This is a genomic window from Carnobacteriaceae bacterium zg-84 (assembly GCA_013874835.1).
In the GTDB taxonomy this organism is placed as follows: domain Bacteria; phylum Bacillota; class Bacilli; order Lactobacillales; family Aerococcaceae; genus WM01.
Map to the genome: position 1 here is coordinate 836,291 of CP059430.1, position 24,840 is coordinate 861,130.

Below are 24,840 nucleotides of genomic sequence, written 5' to 3' on the forward strand. Positions count from 1 at the left end.
ATCACTCCTCGGAAAGATACTTATCTAACATATTATCTTTAATACGTTTTAACTCTGTTCTAGGTAAAATAGATAGTAATTCCCAACCAAGTGATAATGTATCAAAAATAGAACGGTTTTTATAAAATCCTTGATTGACATATTCTTCCTCAAAACGTGTTGTAAATTCAACGTATAATTTATCCGTTTTAGATAAAGCTGATTCACCTAATACAACAGCTAACTCTTTTACTTGTTTTCCTTGAGCATAGGCAGCAAATAATTGGTTCATTGTTGCGGCATGATCTTCTCTTGTTTTTCCTTCTCCGGTTCCTTTATCCTTTAAACGTGATAAAGACGGTAAAACATTGATTGGAGGTTTTATACCTGCATTGTATAAATCTCTGGATAAAATAATCTGTCCCTCTGTAATATATCCCGTCAAGTCTGGAATTGGGTGTGTAATATCGTCTTCAGGCATTGTTAAAATTGGAATTTGGGTAACAGAACCTTTTTTTCCAATAAGGCGTCCTGCTCTTTCGTATAAAGTGGATAAATTAGTATACAAATAACCAGGATACCCTCTTCGTCCAGGTACTTCACGGCGTGCAGCAGACACTTCACGTAATGCTTCACAATAATTGGTCATATCTGTCATGATAACTAATACGTGCATATCTTTTTCAAAAGCTAAATATTCTGCTGCTGTTAATGCCATTTTTGGTGTTGCAATACGTTCAATAGCAGGGTCATTGGCTAAATTGATAAACATAACAGAACGCTCAATAGCACCTGTTTTTCTAAAATCTTCCATAAAGTATTCTGCTTCTTCAAAAGTAATACCCATAGCAGCAAAAACTACCGCAAATTTTTCATCGGAATTTAGGACAGTCGCTTGACGAGCGATTTGTGCGGCAAGTTCTTTATGAGGCAAACCCGATCCGGAAAAGACGGGTAATTTTTGTCCACGTACTAGTGTATTTAAGTGGTCAATAGACGAAATTCCTGTTTGAATAAATTCATCCGGATAATCACGGCAAATCGGATTAATTGCTTGTCCGTTAATATCTAAAAATTTTTCAGGAATAATATTTGGACCACCATCTTTCACTTGACCCATTCCATCAAAAATACGGCCAACCATATCTTCTGATACAGCAAGTTCTAATGGTTTTCCTTTAAATCTAACTTTTGTATCTCGCAAGTTAATACCACTTGGACTGTCGAATAACTGGACTAACGCTTTGTCATAGTGTACTTCTAAGACTTGTCCACGTCTAACGGTGCCATCTTGTAGCTGAATATCTACTAATTCATCAAATTTAACACCTTCTACGTGTTCAACAGCCATTAAAGGTCCTACGACTTCGCTAACTGTTTTATATTCTTTAATCACGCTCTGTCATACCTCCTTTAGCCATTACGTCTTGTAGTGTTTGTGGAATATTTTCTTTTAATACATGTAGTGTCTTTAGTTCAGTTTCTGGTACATATTTTGCACGTGCAATTCTATCACGAACGTGTACCGTGCCATCTACAATTTCATCGTAGTAGGCACCTAATGACAATGCTTTACGTGCTTCTTTTTCAAATGTAATGATTAAATCTAGCATAGTTGCTTGCTTTCTATAAGAAGTAAATGTGTCTACTTCATCAAAAGCATTTTGTTGTAGATAGTCTTCTCTAATCATACGAGCAATTAACATAGTAATTTTATCTTTGTCTGCTAATGAATCTAATCCGACCAACCTTACAATTTCTTCCAACTCTGATTCTTCTTGCAATACTTTCATGGCATGTATAACGTGCTCTGACCAATTTAATGATAATGCACTGTCTAAATAATGCCCAACTTCATCCAAATATAGTGAATAAGATGTTAACCAGTTCATTGACGGAAAATGTCGTTTTTGTGCTAGTAAGGCATCTAATCCCCAAAAGACTTTCACGATACGTAATGTATTTTGGGTGACCGGTTCAGAAATATCTCCTCCAGGAGGTGACACGGCACCAATCGCTGTGACGGAACCTATACGTTCTTTTCCACCTAACGTCACGACTTTCCCTGCACGTTCATAGTATTCGGCAATACGGCTACCTAAATAAGCAGGATACCCTTCATCTCCGGGCATTTCTTCTAATCGTCCCGACATTTCACGTAATGCTTCTGCCCAACGTGATGTTGAGTCTGCCATAATCGCTACATTATACCCCATATCTCTAAAATATTCTGCAATGGTAATACCTGTATAAATGGATGCTTCACGTGCTGCCACAGGCATATTAGATGTATTGGCAATCAAAATAGTACGATTCATAATAGACTTTTCTGTATTTGGGTCAATCAATTCTGGGAATTCATTCAAAACGTCTGTCATTTCATTTCCACGTTCACCACATCCAACATAAACGACAATATCAACATTTGCCCATTTGGCGATTTGGTGCTGTACAACTGTTTTTCCTGCTCCAAAAGGTCCTGGAACGGCTGCTCCTCCTCCTTTTGTAACAGGGAAAAATGTATCTATGACACGTTGTCCAGTTAACATCGGTTCATTTGGATTCATTTTACGTTTAAATGGTCTACCACGTCGAACAGGCCATTTTTGTAACATTGTAAAACTTTCAATCCCTTTTTCTGTTCGTAATGTGTACACTGTATCGTTTAATGTAACTTCTCCTGATTCAACAGATGTGATAACACCCTTTTTCCCATATGGAACCATAATACGATGTTCAATCACTTCTGTTTCTTGAACCGTTCCGATAATATCTCCTGATTCAACAGTATCTCCAACAGATACACTAGGTGAAAAGACCCATTTCTTTTCACGACTTAATGGTTTAATGTCTACACCACGAAGTAAAAAATCACTTTGTGTTTTTTCATGATATGTATCTAAAGGACGTTGAATACCGTCAAACATTTGTGACAATATTCCAGGTCCTAATTCAACAGATAATGCCTCTCCTGTTGTTTCAACAGGTTCACCCGGACCTATTCCTGACGTTTCTTCATAAACTTGGATAGAAGCAACGTCTTTTCTCATTTCAATAATCTCGCCAATCAATCCAATATGTCCTACTTTACAAATATCTTGGATATTTGCATCTTCCATACCAGACGCCATGACTAATGGCCCTGACACTTTTATAATTGTTCCTGATTTCACAACATTAGTCCTTTCTTTCTTAATAGCGACAGTCGTTACAGCTTTGCTGTTTTACGAATGTCGTATCAGGGAGCTTCGCTCCGTGATTTCCTTACATTTTTGTTTCGCTCCGTCCCATTGCGATAGTCGTTCTAGCTTTGCTAGTTACGAATATCGTACTAGGGAGCTTTGCTCCGTAGCTTCCTTAGCGTTGCTTCCTACGGCTTTCTATGGTTTAGTACTCCGAGTGCTTGTTAAATCTCTTCGAGATTTTTTTGTTACACTCGTCCGTCCCATTGCGATAGTCGTTCTAGCTTTGCTAGTTACGAATATCGTACTAGGGAGCTTTGCTCCGCAGCTTCCTTAGCGTTGCTTCCTACGGCTTTCTATGGTTTGGTACTCCGAGTGCTTGTTAAATCTCTTCGAGATTTTTTTGTTGCACTCGTCCGTCCCATCTTGTATCCGTACGTCAGCGTTGCTTCCTACGGCTACAAGATATTCTGTCCGATAGCTTTTTCTACGTTTTCTTGTATATTGTTTAATCCGATGTTTAAGCTGCCTTTGTAATTCGGTATTAAAATAACCGCTGGGATAGATTTGTTTCGGTAATAAGCAATAACTTCTGGAATTATTTGCGCAATTTGTTCTGTTACATAGATAATGCCGTAATGTTGATTGGCCAATGTTTGAATGGTTTCTCTAGCTTCTTGTGGTTGTCTGCAAAAGAATGTATCAAAACCAATCATTTTAAACGGCATAATAGAATCTTTATCACCAACTACTGCAATTTTATAAGCCATAATAGATTGGTCGCATCCTTTCTTTTAACACGGCTTCGTCCATGTCATTATCTTTTCCTGTTAGAATTAGACGTAAATTTTTAATTTCCATTTCTTTGTAATACATATAAGATAAAACAGGTAACATACCAAATGCTTGATAAGGTGCATTTGATAAATAGTAATGTGCAATACTATCTCTTGCTTTTTCGACATCAATAGATGAACACGTATCGACTGAAAAAATATCTGGTAAAACAGTCGAAAAATCTTTTTCACGATACATAGCAAATAAATCACTTAATCGATTACTCATCGCTAACTCGACAATGATGTTTATATCCATACTACCTGTTTGAGATAAAATCGACAGCAAAAAACTACGGCTCACTTTTTTATGAAGTGTTCTTAATACACAATTCAAATTGTATAAATCCGCCCAAGCCGTTACAATTTTTTTGACTTCAGGTTGTTCCAAATCATCAACAATATGTTTTAAATGAATAAAGTAAGCTCTATCCATTAAAATATCCAAAGCTTGAATTTGTCCGTATTCTTTGTAATGAGCAATCGCATGATACACTTCGTCTACCATTATTTTTGGTAATACATCTGACGTACCTGTTTTTGCCAATTGCTCTAAAGCATCTTTTTCATAACGCCCAATAGGTATTAACAATGGCATTAACGACATATTGGCAATATGGGTTTTTAACAAAATTTTTAAATTGTGGTACGTATATACCAATGTAAACACGTCAAGCACTTCTTGTTTAGGTGTTTCTTGTTTTAACTGAGCATACGTATCCGTTAAAATTGACATTAACTGTTCTTCAAACTGTTCTGTTAATTCACTATAAATCGTTGATTTTAATTGATTGAATGCATGATTCAACGATTGAGCTTTTAATAAAGTATCGAAGGTTTCCTTAGACAATAATTGATTTTCTTTTATACGAACAAAAGTATTTAAACTTGCGTATACTGTATCATTCATCCTATCTCCCCCTACTCTATTTTTTATCATCTAGTAATGTAGCTAACTGTCCTACATAATCTTGTTTTAAATCAGATAATAGTTGATGAGATAAATAATTATAGACAATGCCTTCCGATTCTAATACAAAACCATATGCATTTTTAATTGTTTCATCTGATTTTTTAATAAAATCAGGTAATACAAAATCATGTGCTACACGTTCTCCTAAAGATAATCGATATTGTTTTGTTGAATCAAGTGTTTGAATGACGCTATCAAAAAATTGCTGATAGTGTGTAGATGACCAATTAGCCATAACATTTTCGGCTTTTTCAAATAAAGATAGTAACGCCTCTTGTTTTGCTTTTAAAATCATATTTCGTTTATGATTGATGATTTTTTGTTCCTCTATGCTATAAGTAAGTGTTTCTTTTGCATCAATCTCTTGCATTGCTTTGTCTTTTTTTGATACATACATATCATGTTCTTTCTCAAAGCGATTATTTTCTGATACTTGATGCTCTGATAACTGTTTTAATAATTCTTTTTCTTTTCTCTGTAAGATATGCTGTGTAAATTGTTTTATATCATTCATCATATTGCACCAATTTATATTACTAAAAACATAGCAATAACAAATCCTAAAATAGCGTACATTTCAACCATTCCGGCATAAATAGCACCTTTCATGAAATGTTCTTCATTTTTCGCTAAAATTTGAATACCAGCAGTTGCCACACGTCCTTGAGCAATAGCAGATGTTAAACCGGTAAAGCCAACAACAGCACCTGCAATCAATAATTTAAATGCTGAATCGTAAGTAAGTGTTCCTAATCTGAAATAAATCATTAAACCAATAACAAATCCATAAAATCCTTGCGTACCGGGTAATAACTGTAATACCATTGATTTACCGAATTTTTCTGGTTGTTCTTTTGATAAAGCTGCAGCAGCTTCACCTGTCATCCCAACACCTTTAGCAGATCCTGTCCCACTAAAAATGATAGCTAAAGCAATCCCTAAACATGCTAATGTAAAACTTCCCGCTTGTGATTGCATAAATGTTAAAAATGCGTCCATATTATTTTTCCTCCGAATATCTTTCTTTTAAATCATTATATTTTTCATAGGTTTTTAAAGGTTTAATGGCACGACCGCCACCTTCATAAAATTTTCCAAAAAATTCGACAAACTGTAAACGTATGCCATGTACATAAGCACCTAATAAGGATAACCCAAAGTTAAGGGCATGTAGTAAAACAAACAAAACAATGCCGATTGTAAAACGAGCAGGAACTGGTAGTAACGAAATAATTAAATTAAACGCTGAACCGATACTTGCTCCGGCAGCACAAAGTGCCATTAAACGTGTATAACTTGATAAATCACCAATATAGCTACTTGCTCCATATAATTTATAAACACCTGAACCGATACCTAAAATTTTATTTTTTGTTCCTAAAGCTGTACTCAAAACAATCCCAATAGCATTTATTAACAAAGTATACTGTCCGATTGTTGCTAACCATGTGAGTGATGTCGTTTGACTTAATGCATACATCACTAAACCAAGGAGTAACCCTACCCAACACAATCCATCAGAAAAAGCAGCACTATATTGTTTTGCTTTTAATTGGGTGCGTGTGTTTACTAAAAGACCAAAAATCAGTTGAATGACACCAAACACAACGGATATGATCAATATCGTAATAGGATCTGATGACGCCGATAAAAGATGAAATGGTAATTCTAGTCCGAAAAATGACCCAAAAATCAGTCCCCACAACATCGTTGGATACGACAAAATATGAAATAATTTAATATTTTTTTTCGTTGATTTAGGTAAAGAAAGTTTTATTAAAGCATATAGTGTGCCTAAAAACATCACTAATCCATAGCCAATATCTGCCACCATCATACCAAAAAAGACAGCGTAAAATGGTGCTAGTAATGGTGTAGGGTCAATTTCTGAATATTTTGGAACACTGTACATTTCTGTCAATAATTCAAATGGTTCGACTAAAGGATGATTTTTTAACACAATAGGAATCTCTTTTTCGTCTACACTTTCTGTATTTTCTAAAAAGACATACGCTCCTTGTGGCAATGTTTTGGCTATAAGAGATTGAAGTAGAGAACTTTTTTCTTCTGAAATCCAGCCAGTTAATCCACTAATATGTTGACTTGTCGAAAAATAAGCAGATGCTTTTTGGCATAAATATTTTGTATAGGTATATTCTTCTAACAGTAATAAATCAGCATAAAATTGACTTAATGCTTCTTTTTCCGCAATCAGTCGATACCGTTTTTCATTTATTGCTTCTTGCAAAAGTTCTGTTTCTATCAACATATCTTTTGGTAATTGTTCAAATGGATAATCAAATTTTTCAAATTGGACACTTGATAGCACATCATTCGCTTCATTCACCAACGTTTTATCAATATAGGCAATCAGACCAATATCATGCGTATCACGATACAACACATCAACAAATAAATGCTCATGATGTAATAATGTGTCTAAAAAATCATTTGTTTTTGTTTGTGGAATAACACCAACAAATGTATGTATATACGTTAATTTTCTCATGTCCTTAGGCAATAATGGCAAAGATTGCCATTTTTTTAATAAGTCATGCTTATCTTTGTTATCCCCCATTTGCTTTTGTAACAATTTTTCTTTTTCATCAATGTTTAGTATTTGTGTCAAAATATCTCGTTTGTCTACATCAACCATTTGTTGTTCAAGTTCAGATAATGTAAGTGAAAAACGTGTCTTTTTTATTTTTTTAGGCACAAATGGTCCTAATACTGATTGAGCATGACGAATATGTGTTAAAAGTTGTTCGTATTGATGTTCGTCATCATTTACTGTTTTTGTGACAAAATTTGTATCAATAGGTTCAAAATGTTGTAATTCTTGTACTGTTTTTAACAGTAAAGACCGATATTCATCTTCAACTAAAATGGTCCATTTTTGCATTTTAGATACTGCCATAGCGTGTTTGAACCTCCTCTAAAATACGTTGTACGAACATGTCTTTATGATGATGAATTTTTTCTTGCAACTCATGTATCTCTTGTTCTATTTCTTTTTCTGTTTCAATGCGTTTTTGTGTTAGTTTTTCTTGATAGTGTGCTGAAACATGTTGCTGATAATCAGAAATCTCTTGTTCAATGCTTTCTTTAAAATCAAAAATCTTAGCATCAATATCACGAGATATATCTTCCATTTTCACTTTGTATTCAGACACTAAACTTGCAACGTCATTTTCGACACTTTGAATTGCTTGTTCTGAAAGATTACTCATATCCTACACCTCCATTACGTGCATTATAACATTCTCTTTTTACATTTCCTAGACTGTTATCCCCTATGTATATGATGTGTTATAAATAGGAAGAAACAGAGTTAAAATGAGAATTTTTTAATGTTCATTCAGCAATTTGAACACTTAATTGAACGGTTTTTGCATCTTTGATTAACTTGGATACAGGACATCGTTGATGTGCCGATTCAACAATATCAGTAGCTATATCAAGTGGTAATGTCCAAATCGTTGCAACGGCTTTTATATCAAAGAAAAAACCAACACCATTTGATTCTCTTTGTAAATCAACAGTCACATCTACTTTAGAATTTATATGTGCATACCCTCGTGCTTTCAATAAAGATTGTATTGTAGCATTTAAACATGTTGACCAAGACAGAGCTATCAACTGTTCTGGATTAAACCCCAAGTCATTGTCAAGTGGGTGTGACACTTTTATTTTTTCAGGGAAATCAGATAGAAAAACTAATCCGTTAATACCGTCCGTATTCGTTGCTGTTGTTGTATATAACATATTCTACTCCTATTCTATGTTCTTATTCTATTGTACTTTAAAAAAGTGTGAAAGCATAGGAAAACACTATGAAATTCTCTATTATGAGAATAAAAAAAGGCAAACCTACAAAAATGTAGATTCGCCTCTTTTTTATGACATTAAACTATTTTGTTTTTTTACGTAATAGATAAACACTAGCACTTAAACATAGCATCAAACCAATTGTTTGCCATACAAAGTCATGACTTGTTCCTGTATTTGGTAAATCGTGTTTATCGTATACAAGAGCATAAACAGAGAAATGCGTTGTATAGAAAACAATACCGCCTGATACATCTTCAAAAGGTACATCTTCTTTCACTTGATTATCTTTAATATAATGTACTTTTTGAATGTGATGACGCGTTGGGACAAAGACTTTTGTTTCTCCAGTAATCTGTTCAATTTGTTGTGTTTTTTTGTTGAATACATATATGTCATAAGCAATATGTGGTTGAGAACTTAAAGCAGAGATAGCTTCTCTTTCTTTTACGACTAAAACATGTTTTGCTCTATCATATTGAAGATTAATGGCTTGAATACCTGTTTTTTCATCAATCAACACATGTTCATTTTGTTTCCCTTTGTCAAACTCACTTGGCAACGGACGTACTACTCTCGTACGGCGTGTTGTCGTTGATGTTGGTTGCGTACTTTGTCCAGATTGTGATGTTGTGACATCTTGACTTGTTATTGTTGTTGTGACAGGACTTTCACTTTGTGTTGTTTGAGTCGTTGTACTTGTGGTCACCTCACCAGCTGGACGGGTCGTTGTCGTTTCATCATTTGGACGGCTTGTTTCTGTTGTCGTCGTTGTTTGAGTGGTTGTGCTTTGCGTTGTTGTTTCTGTTGTTGTTTGAGTAGTCGTTTGGGTCGTTGTTGTTTGAGTTGTCGTTTGACTACTTTCAGTACTTTGAGTCGTTGTCGTTTCTGTGCTTGTACTATCTGATGTTGTTGATGTTGTTGATGTCGTTGATGTTGTCGCAGGTGGCGTTGGTTGTTCTGTTGGGCTTTCATCTTTTAAGATAAGATGATTAACAGCCGTGTTTAACGCCTCAACTGCTGCATCAATTTGTTCTCTTGTTGCCTGCTCATCATCTAATACAGTTTGTGCTTCTTGTTTACGTGCCACTAGGTCTTGCCAAGATGAATCAGTATAATCTTCTTGTACATAACTATCATTAACATCTGCAACTAAGTCACGTAGCACTTTTTTCATATCATGCTCGTATAAAGAAAATTCAGCTGCTGAACCAAATCCAGCTTCACCCTCTAATACTTCAAGTTTGATATATCGTGCAAGAGAAGGTGCAAATGAGGCAAATTGTTTTGCTTTATCTGGACTAAATCTACCTTCGTATATAGTTGTATAGTCATCAGATTCATTTGTTTTCACAGATAATCTAAAGTGTTTAATATCACCGTTTGTACCATTTTGTCTAGCTACATAACCAAGTTTATCAATCTCTATTTCTTTTTGCATATCTATTAAAATAGTTGCTGGTAAGTCTTGTTTAGCTGGACTCCATTTTGTATGCCAAATGGTATTTAAATCATTGTCAAATGCATTTTGAATACGTCCGTCTTCATTTTCATTATCAGAAGACACCGTAAAGTTCGTTGGATCAATCGGATCATCTTCCTCAGGTGTTGCTTTTGAAATAATTAAATCATCTAATAAACCGTTTAAAGCATGTGTTTTACTACCTACTCTTGAAGCAGGAACAACAAGTGTCGTAAATTTATTGCCAGTTTGTCCTCTTCCTAAAGTATCTGTTAGCACATCATTTACATAAAGTTCCGTTTTGTTTTGGTATCCTTTTATCATGACATGTACCCATTCATTTTTTGGTAAGGTATACTCGAATGAATGATCATATCCTTCAAGTGAAATACCCATTTTACCAGTTTCTTTTTGAACTGCTTTTATGGCTACTTTATCAGATTCTAATACAATTTGTTCACCCTCTGCATCAGGGTTTACTTTTACCCAAAATGACACAACATTGTTTGGACCGATATGTTGAATTGGTGTATTAAAGTAACTTGTACCACCATTTAATTTTAAAGCTTTTCCTTTTTTGCCGTCTGCGTACTCCACATTTTCTGCATCTGTTCCATGATACGCATTTCCTGATGTATCATTTAAATTTTGTTTATTGAATGTATATTTTTCAATCGTATCTGTTTTTGATGCAACATCATAATACGGATTATGGTTTGCAGGCTCGCCTATTTGTGTAAGTGCTTGTGTAAAAGTATTGTAGTTGCCAATATCTCTGTTTCCCCACAATTTTGTAGCAAGCGTTGGTAAAGCTGCTTGGAAACGTTTATAGACATCGTATTCTGTAATACCGTTCGCTTCTAAGTCAATTTTATCATTCCAAATCGCAAAGGCACCACCTAACATTTGCTCAGATCCTGCTGGAATGGTAACAGAACCCATTTTATTTGGTTCCCATGTTTGATATAAGTTTTGTGTATTTAAGAAGTCATTATAATAGCCTGCACCCGGAACAATATATAAAGGGCCGTCTAATGTGTTGATAAGTTGATAGCCTGCTTTATACATCGCACTAGGATTTGCCCAGCCTGTATTCCAAATATTCATTTGAACATTTTCAGAACGAACAGGTGTTTGTCCTGATTTGGCTGTTAAACTACCCCATAATCTTGGTGTTTTATGTTTTTCATGTGCAAAGGCAAGTAAATCGTCTGTGAATTTTCTAAAACTTTCGTTATTTCCTTCAAATTCATCTACCCCAACATGTATCACGTCTGTATCTCCAAATGTGGCATTATCTCCGTCTAAATATTCATTCCAAACATCTTTTACGAATTGTAAAGCAGCCGGATTGCTTACTTCTAAGTGGTCTACCCAACGTCTAACGGCATGATTGGTCATTGTTAAATCAGGTCTTACTTTTGTAAAAGCTAAGGCATGGGCAGGTGTATCAAATTCTGGAACAACTTGTATACCTTTGCGTTTTGCTTCTTGGATAAACGCTTTAAATTCTGCTTTTGTATAGAATAAATCTTTACTCGTTAAGTCTTGTTTGTTCAGCCCGTTATTACCGCCTTCTTTAATATTAGACTCTAAACGGAATGCTGAATACGCACCGTAAGGGTTATCTGTTGTTTGGTAACGTTCGACATTGATGAAATTATCATTTAAATGCACGTGTAAGTCATTCATTTTGTACCAAGCCATAAGTTTTAATGTATTTCTTAAATGCTCCATACTAATCATTTTGCGACCAACATCTAATACAAATCCACGAACAGCGTATTTTGGATAATCTCTAGCAAGTCCTTTTGGTATTTGTGTAGATTGTTTCAAAAGTTGTAAAAGCGTTTGTGTAGACCAAAAAGCACCTTTGACATGACTAGCTTCTACACGAATAGCATCATCAATATTCATGAAATAGCCTTCTTCTTTTAAGCCACTATTTTGTGGATTTAAAGAGAAATAAATATCTCCTGCTTGGGTATCTGTCCCTTCCACAATATCAATAGGTTTGCCAGTCAATTCTGTATAACTTTCTTTAAAACTATTTACAATCTCTTGTAAGGCTTGTCTATCAGTAGGATTTACAACAATACGCGTGCTATCCGTTGCAGAAAACTCACCTGTGTGACCTTTCCATTCTGCAATCGCAGGAACAACAGTTGGTTTTGCATTATCTGTTTCTTCAACTGTATATTGTCCCGGTACCGTAACAGGAATAGCTGCTGTTTCAATACTGTCTGTACCATTAGAGATTTTGTAGTTTACCACAACAGGTGTATCAACTAATGGTTTGTGTATCGTTAAATCTCTGTCAATAACTTGTTCCAAATCTGCACCAATAAAGGAAACTGTATATCCATTTGGTACTTCTGGTAATGTCCACGTTGTCATGTCTGAAGTAATGTCGGGTATTTGTAAGCCGTTGGCAACATCTTGGAGTGTTACTTGTTTTTCAGGTATAATACGTTCACTATATGCCTCTAGTTCCATAATCGAAACAGTTGCCCAGTTAATTGGTGAATCACTTGTTCGATTTGGAGCACTTGGATTGAATTGATTGATTTGAACTTTAATATAGCGTGCTTGATGTTTTTGATCCAAATTTATCGTTTCTCTAAAGGAGTCTGGTGCCGTTGTAATATGTTTGGCTTCTGTCCAATCTTGTCCATTTTCAGAAACAAGTATTGTGTAATCTTGAGCATTTTTACGCTCCCATTCTAACACGACTGAACCTACTGTTTTGACGTCACCTAAATCGACTTGTAACCATTTTTGGTTTTGTCCAACGGTACTCGCCCATCTTGTATCCACATTACCGTCTGTTGCTTTATTTGCTGCTAAACTATTAGCTTCATTCCCATTTGATGTAGCTTCTTTGTGCAATGCTAAATTCGGCAATGTCATTTCTGAAATCACTTGAAATTCGTACGCAGAAACAGACGCCCAATTTATTTCTCCTCCGTCATAATTGGTCACAACCAATCGTACATAGCGTGCTGTTTGCTCTGTATTTAATCGAACAGTTGTGTCTAATTCAACATAAGTATCATCATTTTTTTCATAAACCGGTGTATAATCTGTTCCGTTATGAGATGCTTCGATACGAAATCCTTTTACATTTTGTCTTTCCCAAGCGATACGACATTCTTGAAATGCTCTTTCTTGACCTAAATCAACTGTTAATATTTTATCTGTTGTCCCTCTATTTGTTGACCAACGAGATTGATTAGCCTTGACGCTTTCTTCTCTATTGATAATACCGTCAACAGCTTTATCAGCACCCCAATAGTTTGTTTCTGAATCATTTGTCGTCGCCTGTGCATTTAGTGCAATATTAACTTTTTGTGTGATTGTTTCTGTTGCCATAGCGTGATAACCACTAATCCCGACTAAAAATGCTACCATAGACAAAATGCTTAAACCTTTTTTCATTTGCATATTTTTTCGCCCCTTACTTTTTACGACGTGTATAAAGTATCCATAGTCCAATACCTAGTAATAATAAACCAGCACCTAAACCTACTTGTAACCAGTGGTTTTGTTCCCCTGTATTCGGTAATCCTTTTGATTGTTCTTTTTGACGGTTATTTTGTGTACTGTTTTTATCTGTTACTTGTTGTGAAGAGCCACTAATAAAGTGTACTCTTTGTTTTGTCATTGTTGCATCTGCAATTTCTTTTGGTACAACACTTGTACTTACAGATGTGCTTGTGTTTTCTGTTTTTTCTTGTTTTGTCGTTGTTGTGAGTGTGGTTGTTTCTGTCTGACTTGTTTCAGTTTGACTTGTTGTTGTGGTCGTTGTTGCTTCATCTTTTGGTTGTTCCACAGGTACTTCGTCCGGTTTATTCTCATCTGGTTTATTTTCGTCCGGTTTATTTTCTTCTGGTTCAGCCGGTTTAGATGATGTATACACCACACCGTATTTACTAAAGTGTGTTGCTAGGAATACAACTTTGTTTTCTTCACGCATTATGTCAAATGATAAACTTTCTTTTTCGTCTTGCTCATTGATATATACGATTTCTGCCACTGTTTTATTTTCGTTTATATTTAATATGACTTTAGCTGGTTGTGTAACTTCCACTTTTTCAGTCGTTCCTTTTTTCACGAAATAAATGTCATATAAATCGTACTCTTTATTCGTTTGATCTAAAGTAGGACTTGTCGTTGGTACAACCTTCATCTCTAAGTCTTTGATAGTATCTGCATCTGCCATTTTCACTGTCACATCTTCTGAGATAAATAGATGATATTTTTTTAATTGATTGACTTTATCTTGTAATGCTTGTACCATTTGTGCAATTTGTTCTGCTGTTGCCTCATCATCTTGCAACACACGATTTGCCTCTGTCACTTTTTCTTTTAAGGCAGGGAACCCCTCTGCATAATCGTTTTCGTTTAAAGTCGCAATTTCTTTTAACAAGTTTTGTAATGGTAAACGATTGATGCCATTAGTGGTATACATTTCATAAATGACTGGTCGATTATTTTCCTGCCATGTTAGTTTTACAGTAACAATATCACCTTTATCTTTTAAGTTAAATGTATTGATACCACCTGTTAATTCGCCAATCTCTTGCCAGTCACCCGCACGATTTTGAGCACTTACTTTCGCATGAGATACTTCGTCATTTTGAATAACAGTTAAAGCATTATGGAAAGCTGTTTCTGATAAATGATAGAGTAACTCTCCTCCATCTTGTGAACCTCTAAAAGCTGTATTTAAACGATTGTCTACCATATTTTCTGGTCTATCGGCATTTCTTACAGCCGGTGTTACGTCAAAAGTCGGATTATTGGATACTTTTAATTCTTCACGGTCATTTAACACAATCTCATTAAAACGTACCCATTTATCATCACCACTTTTATTTTTCGTTAACATCACTTTAATGTAACGAACAGGTAAATGATTGACATTAGCAGATTTACCTAAAACTTGGACTTCTCTATCTGGATAAACACCTTCTATTTCTAAATCATTTTCAGTATCTCCTAATGTTAAAACATCTGTAAAATCTGTACCATTTTCAGAAACTGAAATTTTACCATGGCGAATATAGTCATGTTCTGAGTCAGATACAATTTGTTTGATTTTGTCTAAAGTAATCGTTTGACCTAAATCGTACACAACGTATTTCCCTGCTAATTGACTATTTTTAAACCATGCTTTAGTATTCCAATCTCCGTCAAATGCAGCTAAAGGATTTTCCATATCCGTAAAGTTTGTATCTTTCACTTTCAATGGTAGAACATCATTTGTTTCGACGTTAAATTGTTGAATATCAAATGTTACTGGATTATCTGTTGTATTTTTTATCACAATATAACGTGCATTTGGAACAGTTTCCAATGTATATGGTTTTAAATCATCTCTATTTGTTCCTGCATAAATTGGTAATTGACTAGTGTGTTCAATAGACACTCGTTTTAAAGAGCGAATACGTTGTAAATCCAATCCAATGTATTCATTTGGTTGTAATGTCACTTGTGTTGTTGGATTTAATATAAATGTTTGTGGTGTTTGTTTTGCCGGTAATTCTTTTAAACTATCAACATTCGTTTCAATAAGCTGTTGATTGGCTAATGTTGTCACACTAATTTCTCTCATGGCAGCCCATTTTTCTGTACTATCACCATTTCTCAAACGAATATAACGTGCTTTTATATTTTGTTGTGTAGCATCGTATCGAACATCTTTTTGATTGTAAAGCGTATCTGTAAAAGGTTGATACGTCACACCATCAACTGAATATTCAAGTACCGCATTTTTAAAAATATCGTCATTAGATGTTGTTCCTTGTAAAAAGGCAATGTCACCAATACGGTACACCTCATGTAAATCAACGCCTAAATAGGCATCACGAGGTAATGAATCTCCCGCAACACTGTACCAAACGAATGTATTTGGATTATTATCAAGCATATTTGCTTCACTACCACTATAAATACTATTGAAATGAGATGATTTAACTAGCGTAGGTGTTTCTGGAGCAGATTGTGTGTCATCATGTTGTGGCAATACAATTCGTTTCACTTTATCTGCCATTTTCTCTTTTAAAAACTGCATAAATGGCGTTAAACGTTTTGCACCTGCTTCTACTTTATCTACACTACTAATATTTTGTACAGTATGTGTTTTTGATAATTCTTCTTGTGTTGCAGCTTTAGAATATGCCAACCATGCTTTTTCTGTATCGTTATCTTCTAAAGCAATCGCACTTTCAATAAAAGACTGACTTGCTTGTGCAATATTGGCGAGTGTGTTTACCCATGGTGTCATTTCTTCTTTTAATCCTTCATTTTCAGCACCATTTAAAAAATCTTGTGTTGCTTGATACAATACTTGATATTTTTGTATCAAAGATGTACCTACTTCTTTGATAGATGTTCCATTTTCTACTGCTTGTTGATAAGATGCAATCAAATCTTTAAATGCTTCTGATTCCTCCATGACTAAACCATGTCCACTTGGAGATACATCTTGTAAATGTCTTGTAATTTCTAATAAAGCATCTGTTTGGTTTTTCTCAATATATGCCATACCGTCATGCCACACATCATCAGAAGAAAAATGGTGTGTATTCCAACCGTAGTTAATTGTAGCAAAAATTCCAACTTTACTTGCTTGTGCTTGTTGCATTGGATTGGTCACTAAACCAGCTAAATCAGTAACACCTGTTTCTAATAATGTGCCAGCTGGGCCCATTAGTAAACGACTTTTTTTATAATCATTTACAGGCCAGTTCAACCAAAAATACGGTGCTCTACCTGGGTGTCCATCTGTTGTAGAAGATGTTTTAAAACGATTGATTGTTTGATTCGTTACTCTATTAACAACTGTTTCACCTGTCCAGAAAAATTGAATATTATCCGGTGCTTCATTCAGTTTTTTCATTTCTGAAAAATTTCCTTGGAAAGATGTATTATAGCCAGCCGGACAAAATAGAATATCTTCTACATCTCCTTTATCTTTTGCCCATTGACTAATATCATTTAATAAACGTAATAATTGATTGCGATCAATAGAACCAACATCATCGGCTAAAATACCAAATTGACGTACCCCCGTTGTATACAGTTGTTCAAATTTATTGATTAAATAACCATAATTCTCTTCATACTGTGAAAAATTAAAGCGAGCCCCACTCATAAATGGATGAATTGTCCAAACAAACCGTGTTTTTGTTAATTTACCCACTTCTACTAATTCACGTATTTGTGCTAATTTTTCTTCTGGATATAGAGTTTTCCATTGTTGACTATGATAAATATCATCTTTTGGTGCAAAAATATATGTATTAGCCTTAAATTGACCTGCAAATTGCATTAAAGATTGACGATTTTCATGAGACCATGGAATACCGTAATACCCCTCAATAAACCCACGATATTTCACATCTGCATAATCGGAAATTGTAAGATAACGAAGCGTTTGGTTTGTTGCTTGTGTTAATATTTGATGTAATGTTGTCAAACCAAAATACGCTGCATCTTTATGTTTTCCAATAATATGAACACCTGTTGCGTTAATGTTTAATGAATAAGCATCCCAATGACTAAACAAGTTTTCTTGTGTATCCGTTATTTCAACATTTAATGATATACCATTGTCTACTTTTTGAGTTACTTCTTGAAAAACAATATGATGTGCTGTCAATAACTGACGTGCATAAGCTTTCGTTTCTTCATCAATTCCATTCCCAAAATAAAGCGAAATCGTCTGATTACTTAATGATAAATTTTCTTCTTGATAAGTGATGTCTTGTACTGTTGGATAGAATTGATATGCGTTTTCTGTTGCATGTATTGTTGTTGCTCCAATGATGCAAAGGAACATCACACACATGGCACTTATCCATTTTATGATTTTATTCATTTTTTCCTCCCTTTTATACCACCATGCTCCCAATCCAAATATGATAAAACGCATTCCGACAAACACATAAAAAGTGTTGCGTTGAAACGTATTTGGTAAATGGTTATTACATGTGTATCATTGACGTGTCCTATTTAAAGACTGTAATACTAACGGTTATTCTGTATGAATGATATTATTCGTTCTAAGTGAATGATTTCTTTAGTCAATAAAAGATATTTAAATTTTATTGATTGATTTATATATTAGCTATATTCCTTAATAAAATACTAATCGCTTTAATTGTATACGGTTACATATTTTTGTTATATTGTTTATTTTGATTTAAATCGCTAAAGAATTTGTTTGTATTTTTATCGTTGTTTTTATAATGTATCCGATATGAGATAATACATGAGGTAACACTATGAACAATACCATTTCTAATTCTATATAATGTTTCTTTCATATGCGCTCTATATCAAAAGAGATAACCAATCACACAAGACGCTATCTTGTGTGATTGATATTCTTTACTACTATTCTGCTTTTCGTTTTTTAGATACGATACTCATTACTGTACCGACAATAGTGCCAATAAGTCCAATAGTAATCATTGAAGTAGACGCATCCCCTGTATTCGGTAAATGTTTCCCTACTGGTTTTTCCCCTTGTTGACTTGGTGATTCTTTATCAGATGCTGTTGTGTGACGAATAGAAATAGAAATACGAGGTTTTTCTTGTCTAACACTAGATTCAGCATCAGCATTTTCACTTGGACGTTTTTGTGTTGTTGTCGTCACTTTTTCTGTTTGTGTTGCTGATACCTGAGAACTTGTTGTTTCTGTATTTGTTTGTGTTGTTGTTTCCGTAGTCGTCTCAGTTGTGGATGACGTGCTCGTCATTGTCGTTGTCGTTGTTGAACTTTCATCTTTTGGTATTGGTTTATATGCAATTGCATAATGACTAAAGTGTTCAACATGGAAAGTAACACTTGTTTTTTCTTCATTCATCGTAAACGGTACTTCTTCAAGTGTGCGTTTATCGGTTTCTGAAACATGATACACATGCTCAACTTCTCTTGTTACTGGAATAGTTACATCTGCTGATTCTTTAATTTGTTTTTTCTCTCCATTTTTATCGACAAAATACATGTCATAAAGATCATGATCTTCTGGTTTTAAGTCAACGACTTCACTTGCCAAATGTTTCACAACAAATGCATATACATCATTTGCTAAACCAGATACAGGAATACGAACAGTTGCCTCTGTATCTTTGTCATCATCTTCAAATATGGCGACTTTTTTTCCGTCGGTATCTTCTTTTACTGTCACATGCATACCATTCGTCACAAAATCAGGAATAGATTCTAATTTCGTTAATGCTTCAACTAAGTAATTCAATGTTGCTGGTGTTAATAACTGATGTTCTTTCGCATAAGCAAATACTTCTTTAATACGATTCACTTTATCTTCTACACCATATAAGGTTCCCGCTTTTTCAAGTGCTTCTGTATAAGGTGTTTCATCAAGTATTGGTTTTTCTTTTTCAGGAAGTAAGAAGTACAGTTCTGCTGCTGATTGGAATGTATTTTCAGAATCTCCATAAGATGATGTCCCCGTTAAAACAATTTTTTTCGCTTTAATGGTTTCACCAAATTCTAACCATTTTTCTTCAGCATTATTCGCCCAATTCTCTGCTGAGTAAGTATGCTCTTGACCTTTATCATCTGTCACAACAAGTGTCGCATTTCTTAAATTACCATTACTTCCTGATTGACGTGGAGTATAAACAAAACCTGTAATATCTTTAGGTTCTTTTAATACAATCGTCACAGGTCTATTGATCGCCACTTCACTCCATGGCGTATGCCATATTGTTGATAAATCTCCGTCAAATGCACGCATAATGTCTTCGCCACTTTGTGAAGGAGCATCTGCACTTTCAATATCTTCTGGTGTAATCACTGTTTCTTCCGGTTCAAGAGCATTGTACACATCATCCACTTTTGCAATAACAGCACGTGCCTCATCAAGCGTAATTGTTTCAGGCACTAAATTCAATGCAAATAACGCTTCTTTATAAGCATTTAATGTTTCTACTGTATAACCTTCTGGAATTGGTAAATGTTCTTTCAGATAATTATCAATGAGCATTTTTCCAGTTAATTCGATTTCTTCAATCATCAAATTATCTAACATAAAGTCATTATATCCTTTAAAGTTAACAGCTTTTCCTGCGTCGCCTCTTGTATCTCCTGCTGTACTTGTTGATAAAATACCAATCCATGTGTTTTCAGATTCATCTCCTGTTACAAGGAATGATGCATGTTTTGCGGTATCACTATTTACCCATGTATTCTCCAGTGGTGTTTGTTTTTCTAACGTATTTGGATTTTCATAAGCTCTATTTCCTACAACAAAGGCATACGTATTATCGCTACCACTTTCATAGTCAAATGACACACGATATGTTTTACCAGCTTCAAATCTAAAGTTTTGTGGAATGGTTTGATATACCAATTTATTCCGTCCACTCAACCCATTTGTTTTTAATGACCAATTTCCCTCAATAACATCAGAGATTTTTTTATCATTCCAACCTCTTTGTGTATATGGTTCATGTTTTTCAGATAAGTGTGTACGATTATCTTCAACATTTTCGACACCGCCAATGACAAATGGGAAAATACCTTGTGCAACATTTTCAAAATCTTGTTTAAAGACGGTTTTTGATGTTGAATCATGTGATTCATTATACATAGCGGATTGATTTTCAAAAATACGAATATCATCAAAATAAGTTGCCCCATCTCCAGTTTCTTTTGATAATGTTAATGTCACATTATCGACATTATCTCCAGTTGTAAAGTAAACATACATATTTTGGAATAAACTTTTATTATCTATTGTTGCATTTTGTGACAATGTATTGTGTGCGTAAGCTTTAACATAGTTAGAAGCAATAGAATGTTTCGTATAATTTTCAATTTCTTTTTCTCCTGTATTCACACGAATAAAGGCTTTAGCATCACTTCTATTGTCTACGCCTACATATGCCGCATAAGTTGTATTTGGTTTTAGTCCTGTTAAACGTTGTGTTAAAGAAACTGATTCTTGATTTCCTGACAAGCGTAACATTGGATTATCTCCTTGAGAACGTACAATTTCAGCAGATGCTGTATCTCCAGAAATTGTCCATTGACTTAATGAACCACTATTAAACCCTTGATCGACAAGATGCATGCCACTACTCCAAGAAACGTCTATATTTTGTTGTGGCGTACGATATAGTACATACGGTTGATTTGATAATTCATCTAATTGAATAGCACCATTTTGTACAGGAATTTGTTTTTCTTCTACTTTTCCTAAGTCTGTTAGTTTATATAAATAAACATGACTTACTTGCCAATCATCTGGTAATTGCCACTGTGTTGCACCTGATTGTGTATTGAAGTAGTACATTTTTTGTTTTTCTTGTGGCAATGGTTGCCCATTTGCGTCCCAATTCCAAGGTACCAAATATGCAGAACCATCTTGAATCATACGTCCATTTAATGAAACGGTACGTTGTCTATACTCAGCACTAGAAACATTATTTGATTTTCTGTTAATAACGAGCTGATTATTTTGTGGATCCGTTAATGTTACAGACATTTCTGGTGTATAAGAATAGGTAGAGCCATTATCAGTCATGGACACAGGTTGTCCTAAAGTCATATTCGATACAGTAAAATGTTGGAAATATTTTGTCATGACATCATTGGCAAATAAGTTTGTAATATATCCTCTATAATCACTTCTTCCTTGCCAACCTTCAAAATCTTTCATGCTGTATCCACCAAGTAATGGATAGTTGGCAGCACCACCATAAGAAGGATAATCTCCTACCCATGAATCTTTTTGATGATTACGAATAAATCTTACAATATCACTATTGATACCTTTCAAGCGATATCCACCATACGTTAAGTCGGCTGCCCAATGTTGAAATGTTGAGTCATATTCACCTGCATAACCCCATTCAAAACTAGCTCTCCAACCTAATTCATTGATTTCTTTTGCCAACATATGTGTTGCCCATGCATTATTATCTCCAGATTGTCCATTACCCCAAACATCCACATAAATAAAATCTAGACCTTCTCCAAGAACATTTTTCAAATCTTTGAAACGATTAGCACGTCCATTTGCCATATCATAAGCAGCGTTGATATTGATACCTTGATCTAGCCAGTTCCAGCCATAACTATATTCACCGCTAGCTGTTTTCATCAATCTATCTTCTGAAAAGTAAAGAGATTCTGGATATGTTTCTGATGCATTGACGTGTATCCCTAATTTCGCACCAAATGGTTTTGCTTCGGCAATCAATGTTTTAAAATCTTCTGCTCCACCAATACGTTTTCCAATATCTGCATAATTCAAATGACCTGAGTCATGACCTTCACTACCATATCCTTTTAATAAAATAGATTGTCCTAAACCGTCTGTATGTAAAGCAATTTTTTTAATACCATCCAGTGTCATTAAAAATGGATTTTGTGCTTGAGATCCAAAGTTCATAGCGATACGATATGCTACCAAATCTGGCACACTTTCATATCCTACTGGATTATTCATAATATCACGATAAGCAATGGCTCCATCTTGCCAATCAACAACTTGGTCGTTATTTCTATCTTTTGTGACAACTATTTTTGCACTTGGCAACACAAAAGTACGTTCATGATATACTTTGTTATCATGTGCTTTTTGATAAATGAATGGTGAACTACCAATACCGATATATGCTTGTGAGTCAGCATTATGTTTTGAAACACGCAAACGTGTATAATCATTACCGCCACCACCAGAACTATATTGTGAATTACTCCATACACCAGCAGCTAAATGATTGTCTGATACAAAACCATACATAAATCCTCTTTCAAAATCTTCTGCTGTTTTTAATTCTGATGGACGATAGTACACATCACCTTTTTCATGTGTATTGACAGACATTCTAGCTCCTGAGAAACTAGATTGTGCATTCTCACTTGATACAGAAACAAAGTACCCCGGTATATCAATCGTTTGAATAAGTTTTCTAACATCATCTATTTGTTGCTCTGGAACAACTTCATAATGATTCTCAATATCAATCACATCATAGTGAACAATATTATTCTCTACTTTTATTTGAACTTTAATAACAGCATCAATCAAATCTGCTTCTGATTTCAGTGTCATCGTATAAATAGCTTTGTCATTATCCACTTTAGAATAAGCTACTTGTGGTGTTATGTCATGCCCGTTGATACGTACTGTATTTGTTGCTGTTACTTGTCCTTGTAATCGCTCATCTCCCAATTTATATTCACGAATACGTGGAAATGCTTGATCTACTTTTACATCAAGCGTACCAGATGTTAATGTATCATAATTTGCTTGATTATCCACTTCAGTAATAGATGTTCCTACTGGGACATTTCCATTATCTGATTGTGTAGATACATTTTCTTGATTGTCTGTTACAATGGCTACCTTAGTCACTTGATCACCAAATTTACCGACTTTTAACGCCACTTTTCGACTATCTTGTAAAGCATCTAACACATTCTGTGGCACAACTTCTGTGTTAATAACAGCGTTTCCATTTACAGTTGCATTTAATTGTCCATCATGTTTTAAGCTGACAACTAATTCATTTCTTGAATTTTTAGCAGGTGCTGCAATCCTTGAACCTTGATACCATCTATCAACGCCAGGTGCTTTATACTGCCAAAACCATCCTTCTTTATCATATCCAACAAAAATATGATTATTAGCATCTTTATGGCGTAATAACACACCAAAACGACCATGACCTGTTTCTGATTCTTCAACAAAAGTTAGCCCCACTGTAACGTTTCCCTCTTCATCAACTTGCAACCCTTGTTTTTCAAAAACAGCCATATTCGTACCGTTATCGTTCCCATTAACCGCTTCCAATACATTGTAACGAATACCTTCCTGTTCTTTTACAGTTGCTTTTCCTTTAATTGCAGATGTAGAAACCCATTCTAAATAGTGATTCTCCTCATTAGAGGTTGTAGTTGGTTGTGTCATTTCAACTCCCACTGCTTGATAATTTTGTATTAGCGTTACCGATGCTAAAACCATAGAACATAAACTAAGAGTAAAAAGTGTTCGAGTATACTTTTTAGTTTTTAAAGTGTTCACCATATTTTTCCCTCCTTTTTAAACGTTTACACTTTCAAAAACAATAATTCATAAACCCCCTCCTTTTATGTTAAAAAACACAATTTTTATTCTCTATATTATTATATTATATAATATAGTAAATTTGTCAAATATTTTTTGAACAAATAAAAAGAGTTTAATCAAAAAATAAATGATTAAACTCTTTTTATAACTATTTACACAACCTGTTCTAATCGGTCTGGTCTAAATCCTGAAAAAGGCTCTTCTCCGTCAATTACGACAACTGGTAATGACGAAAATCCAAGATCTTTTACTTCTGCCATTGCTTCGTCACTTTCCATAACATCTTTCACGATAAAATCAACTTGATGTTCTTCTAAAAACTGTTTTGTAAATTGACATTGCATGCAATTTGGTTTTGAATAAACAATAATAGATTTACCCATTATAATTCTCCAATCTTTCTTCGATACTGTTACATCATACATGAAATTATCAAAATATGCAACTAAATGATATTCACAT

At 34.6% G+C, this 24,840-nt stretch carries 13 protein-coding genes; all 13 read right to left on the reverse strand.

Going from position 1 to position 24,840, the window contains the following annotated elements:
* Position 1: 1 nt before the first annotated feature.
* The 13 genes from H1220_03995 to nrdH all read right to left on the reverse strand — a co-directional run bounded on the left by H1220_03995 (position 2) and on the right by nrdH (position 24,803).
* On the reverse strand, positions 2-1,375 hold the full coding sequence (locus H1220_03995) for a V-type ATP synthase subunit B (GenBank protein QMI86514.1): 1,374 nt from the start codon (positions 1,373-1,375) through the stop codon (positions 2-4).
* Complete coding sequence (locus H1220_04000) at positions 1,368-3,152, reverse strand: V-type ATP synthase subunit A (GenBank protein QMI86515.1); 1,785 nt, start codon at positions 3,150-3,152, stop codon at positions 1,368-1,370. Before H1220_04000 ends, H1220_03995 begins: the two co-directional genes overlap by 8 nt.
* Before the next feature lie 467 nt (positions 3,153-3,619).
* On the reverse strand, positions 3,620-3,931 hold the full coding sequence (locus H1220_04005) for a V-type ATP synthase subunit F (protein ID QMI86516.1): 312 nt from the start codon (positions 3,929-3,931) through the stop codon (positions 3,620-3,622).
* A complete protein-coding gene (locus tag H1220_04010) occupies positions 3,921-4,907 on the reverse strand; it encodes a V-type ATPase subunit (protein ID QMI86517.1) in 987 nt (328 codons plus the stop codon). The genes H1220_04005 and H1220_04010 overlap by 11 nt, the downstream gene beginning before the upstream one ends.
* Positions 4,908-4,923: 16 nt before the next feature.
* Complete coding sequence (locus H1220_04015) at positions 4,924-5,484, reverse strand: hypothetical protein (GenBank protein QMI86518.1); 561 nt, start codon at positions 5,482-5,484, stop codon at positions 4,924-4,926.
* Positions 5,485-5,498: 14 nt separating this feature from the next.
* Positions 5,499-5,969: a V-type ATP synthase subunit K gene (locus H1220_04020; protein ID QMI86519.1), complete on the reverse strand. Its 471-nt coding sequence runs from the start codon at positions 5,967-5,969 to the stop codon at positions 5,499-5,501.
* A 1-nt stretch (position 5,970) separates the two neighbouring features.
* The gene (locus tag H1220_04025) at positions 5,971-7,887 is read right to left on the reverse strand and encodes a V-type ATP synthase subunit I (GenBank protein ID QMI86520.1); all 1,917 of its coding nucleotides are present in this window, start codon (positions 7,885-7,887) and stop codon (positions 5,971-5,973) included.
* The gene (locus H1220_04030) at positions 7,874-8,200 is read right to left on the reverse strand and encodes a hypothetical protein (protein QMI86521.1); all 327 of its coding nucleotides are present in this window, start codon (positions 8,198-8,200) and stop codon (positions 7,874-7,876) included. The genes H1220_04025 and H1220_04030 overlap by 14 nt, the downstream gene beginning before the upstream one ends.
* A gap of 124 nt (positions 8,201-8,324) precedes the next feature.
* Positions 8,325-8,735 (reverse strand): OsmC family protein, encoded by a 411-nt coding sequence (locus H1220_04035; GenBank protein ID QMI86522.1) that lies wholly within the window; start codon positions 8,733-8,735, stop codon positions 8,325-8,327.
* A 145-nt stretch (positions 8,736-8,880) separates the two neighbouring features.
* Entirely contained in the window at positions 8,881-13,704 is a 4,824-nt protein-coding gene (locus H1220_04040) for a discoidin domain-containing protein (protein QMI86523.1), read from the reverse strand.
* Between the two features lie 13 nt (positions 13,705-13,717).
* Complete coding sequence (locus tag H1220_04045) at positions 13,718-18,145, reverse strand: beta-N-acetylglucosaminidase domain-containing protein (GenBank protein QMI86524.1); 4,428 nt, start codon at positions 18,143-18,145, stop codon at positions 13,718-13,720.
* Positions 18,146-18,663: 518 nt separating this feature from the next.
* Positions 18,664-24,336 (reverse strand): discoidin domain-containing protein, encoded by a 5,673-nt coding sequence (locus H1220_04050; GenBank protein ID QMI86525.1) that lies wholly within the window; start codon positions 24,334-24,336, stop codon positions 18,664-18,666.
* A 194-nt stretch (positions 24,337-24,530) separates the two neighbouring features.
* Positions 24,531-24,803, reverse strand: a complete 273-nt coding sequence (nrdH, locus tag H1220_04055) for a glutaredoxin-like protein NrdH (GenBank protein ID QMI86526.1) — start codon at positions 24,801-24,803, stop codon at positions 24,531-24,533.
* Positions 24,804-24,840 lie beyond the last annotated feature (37 nt).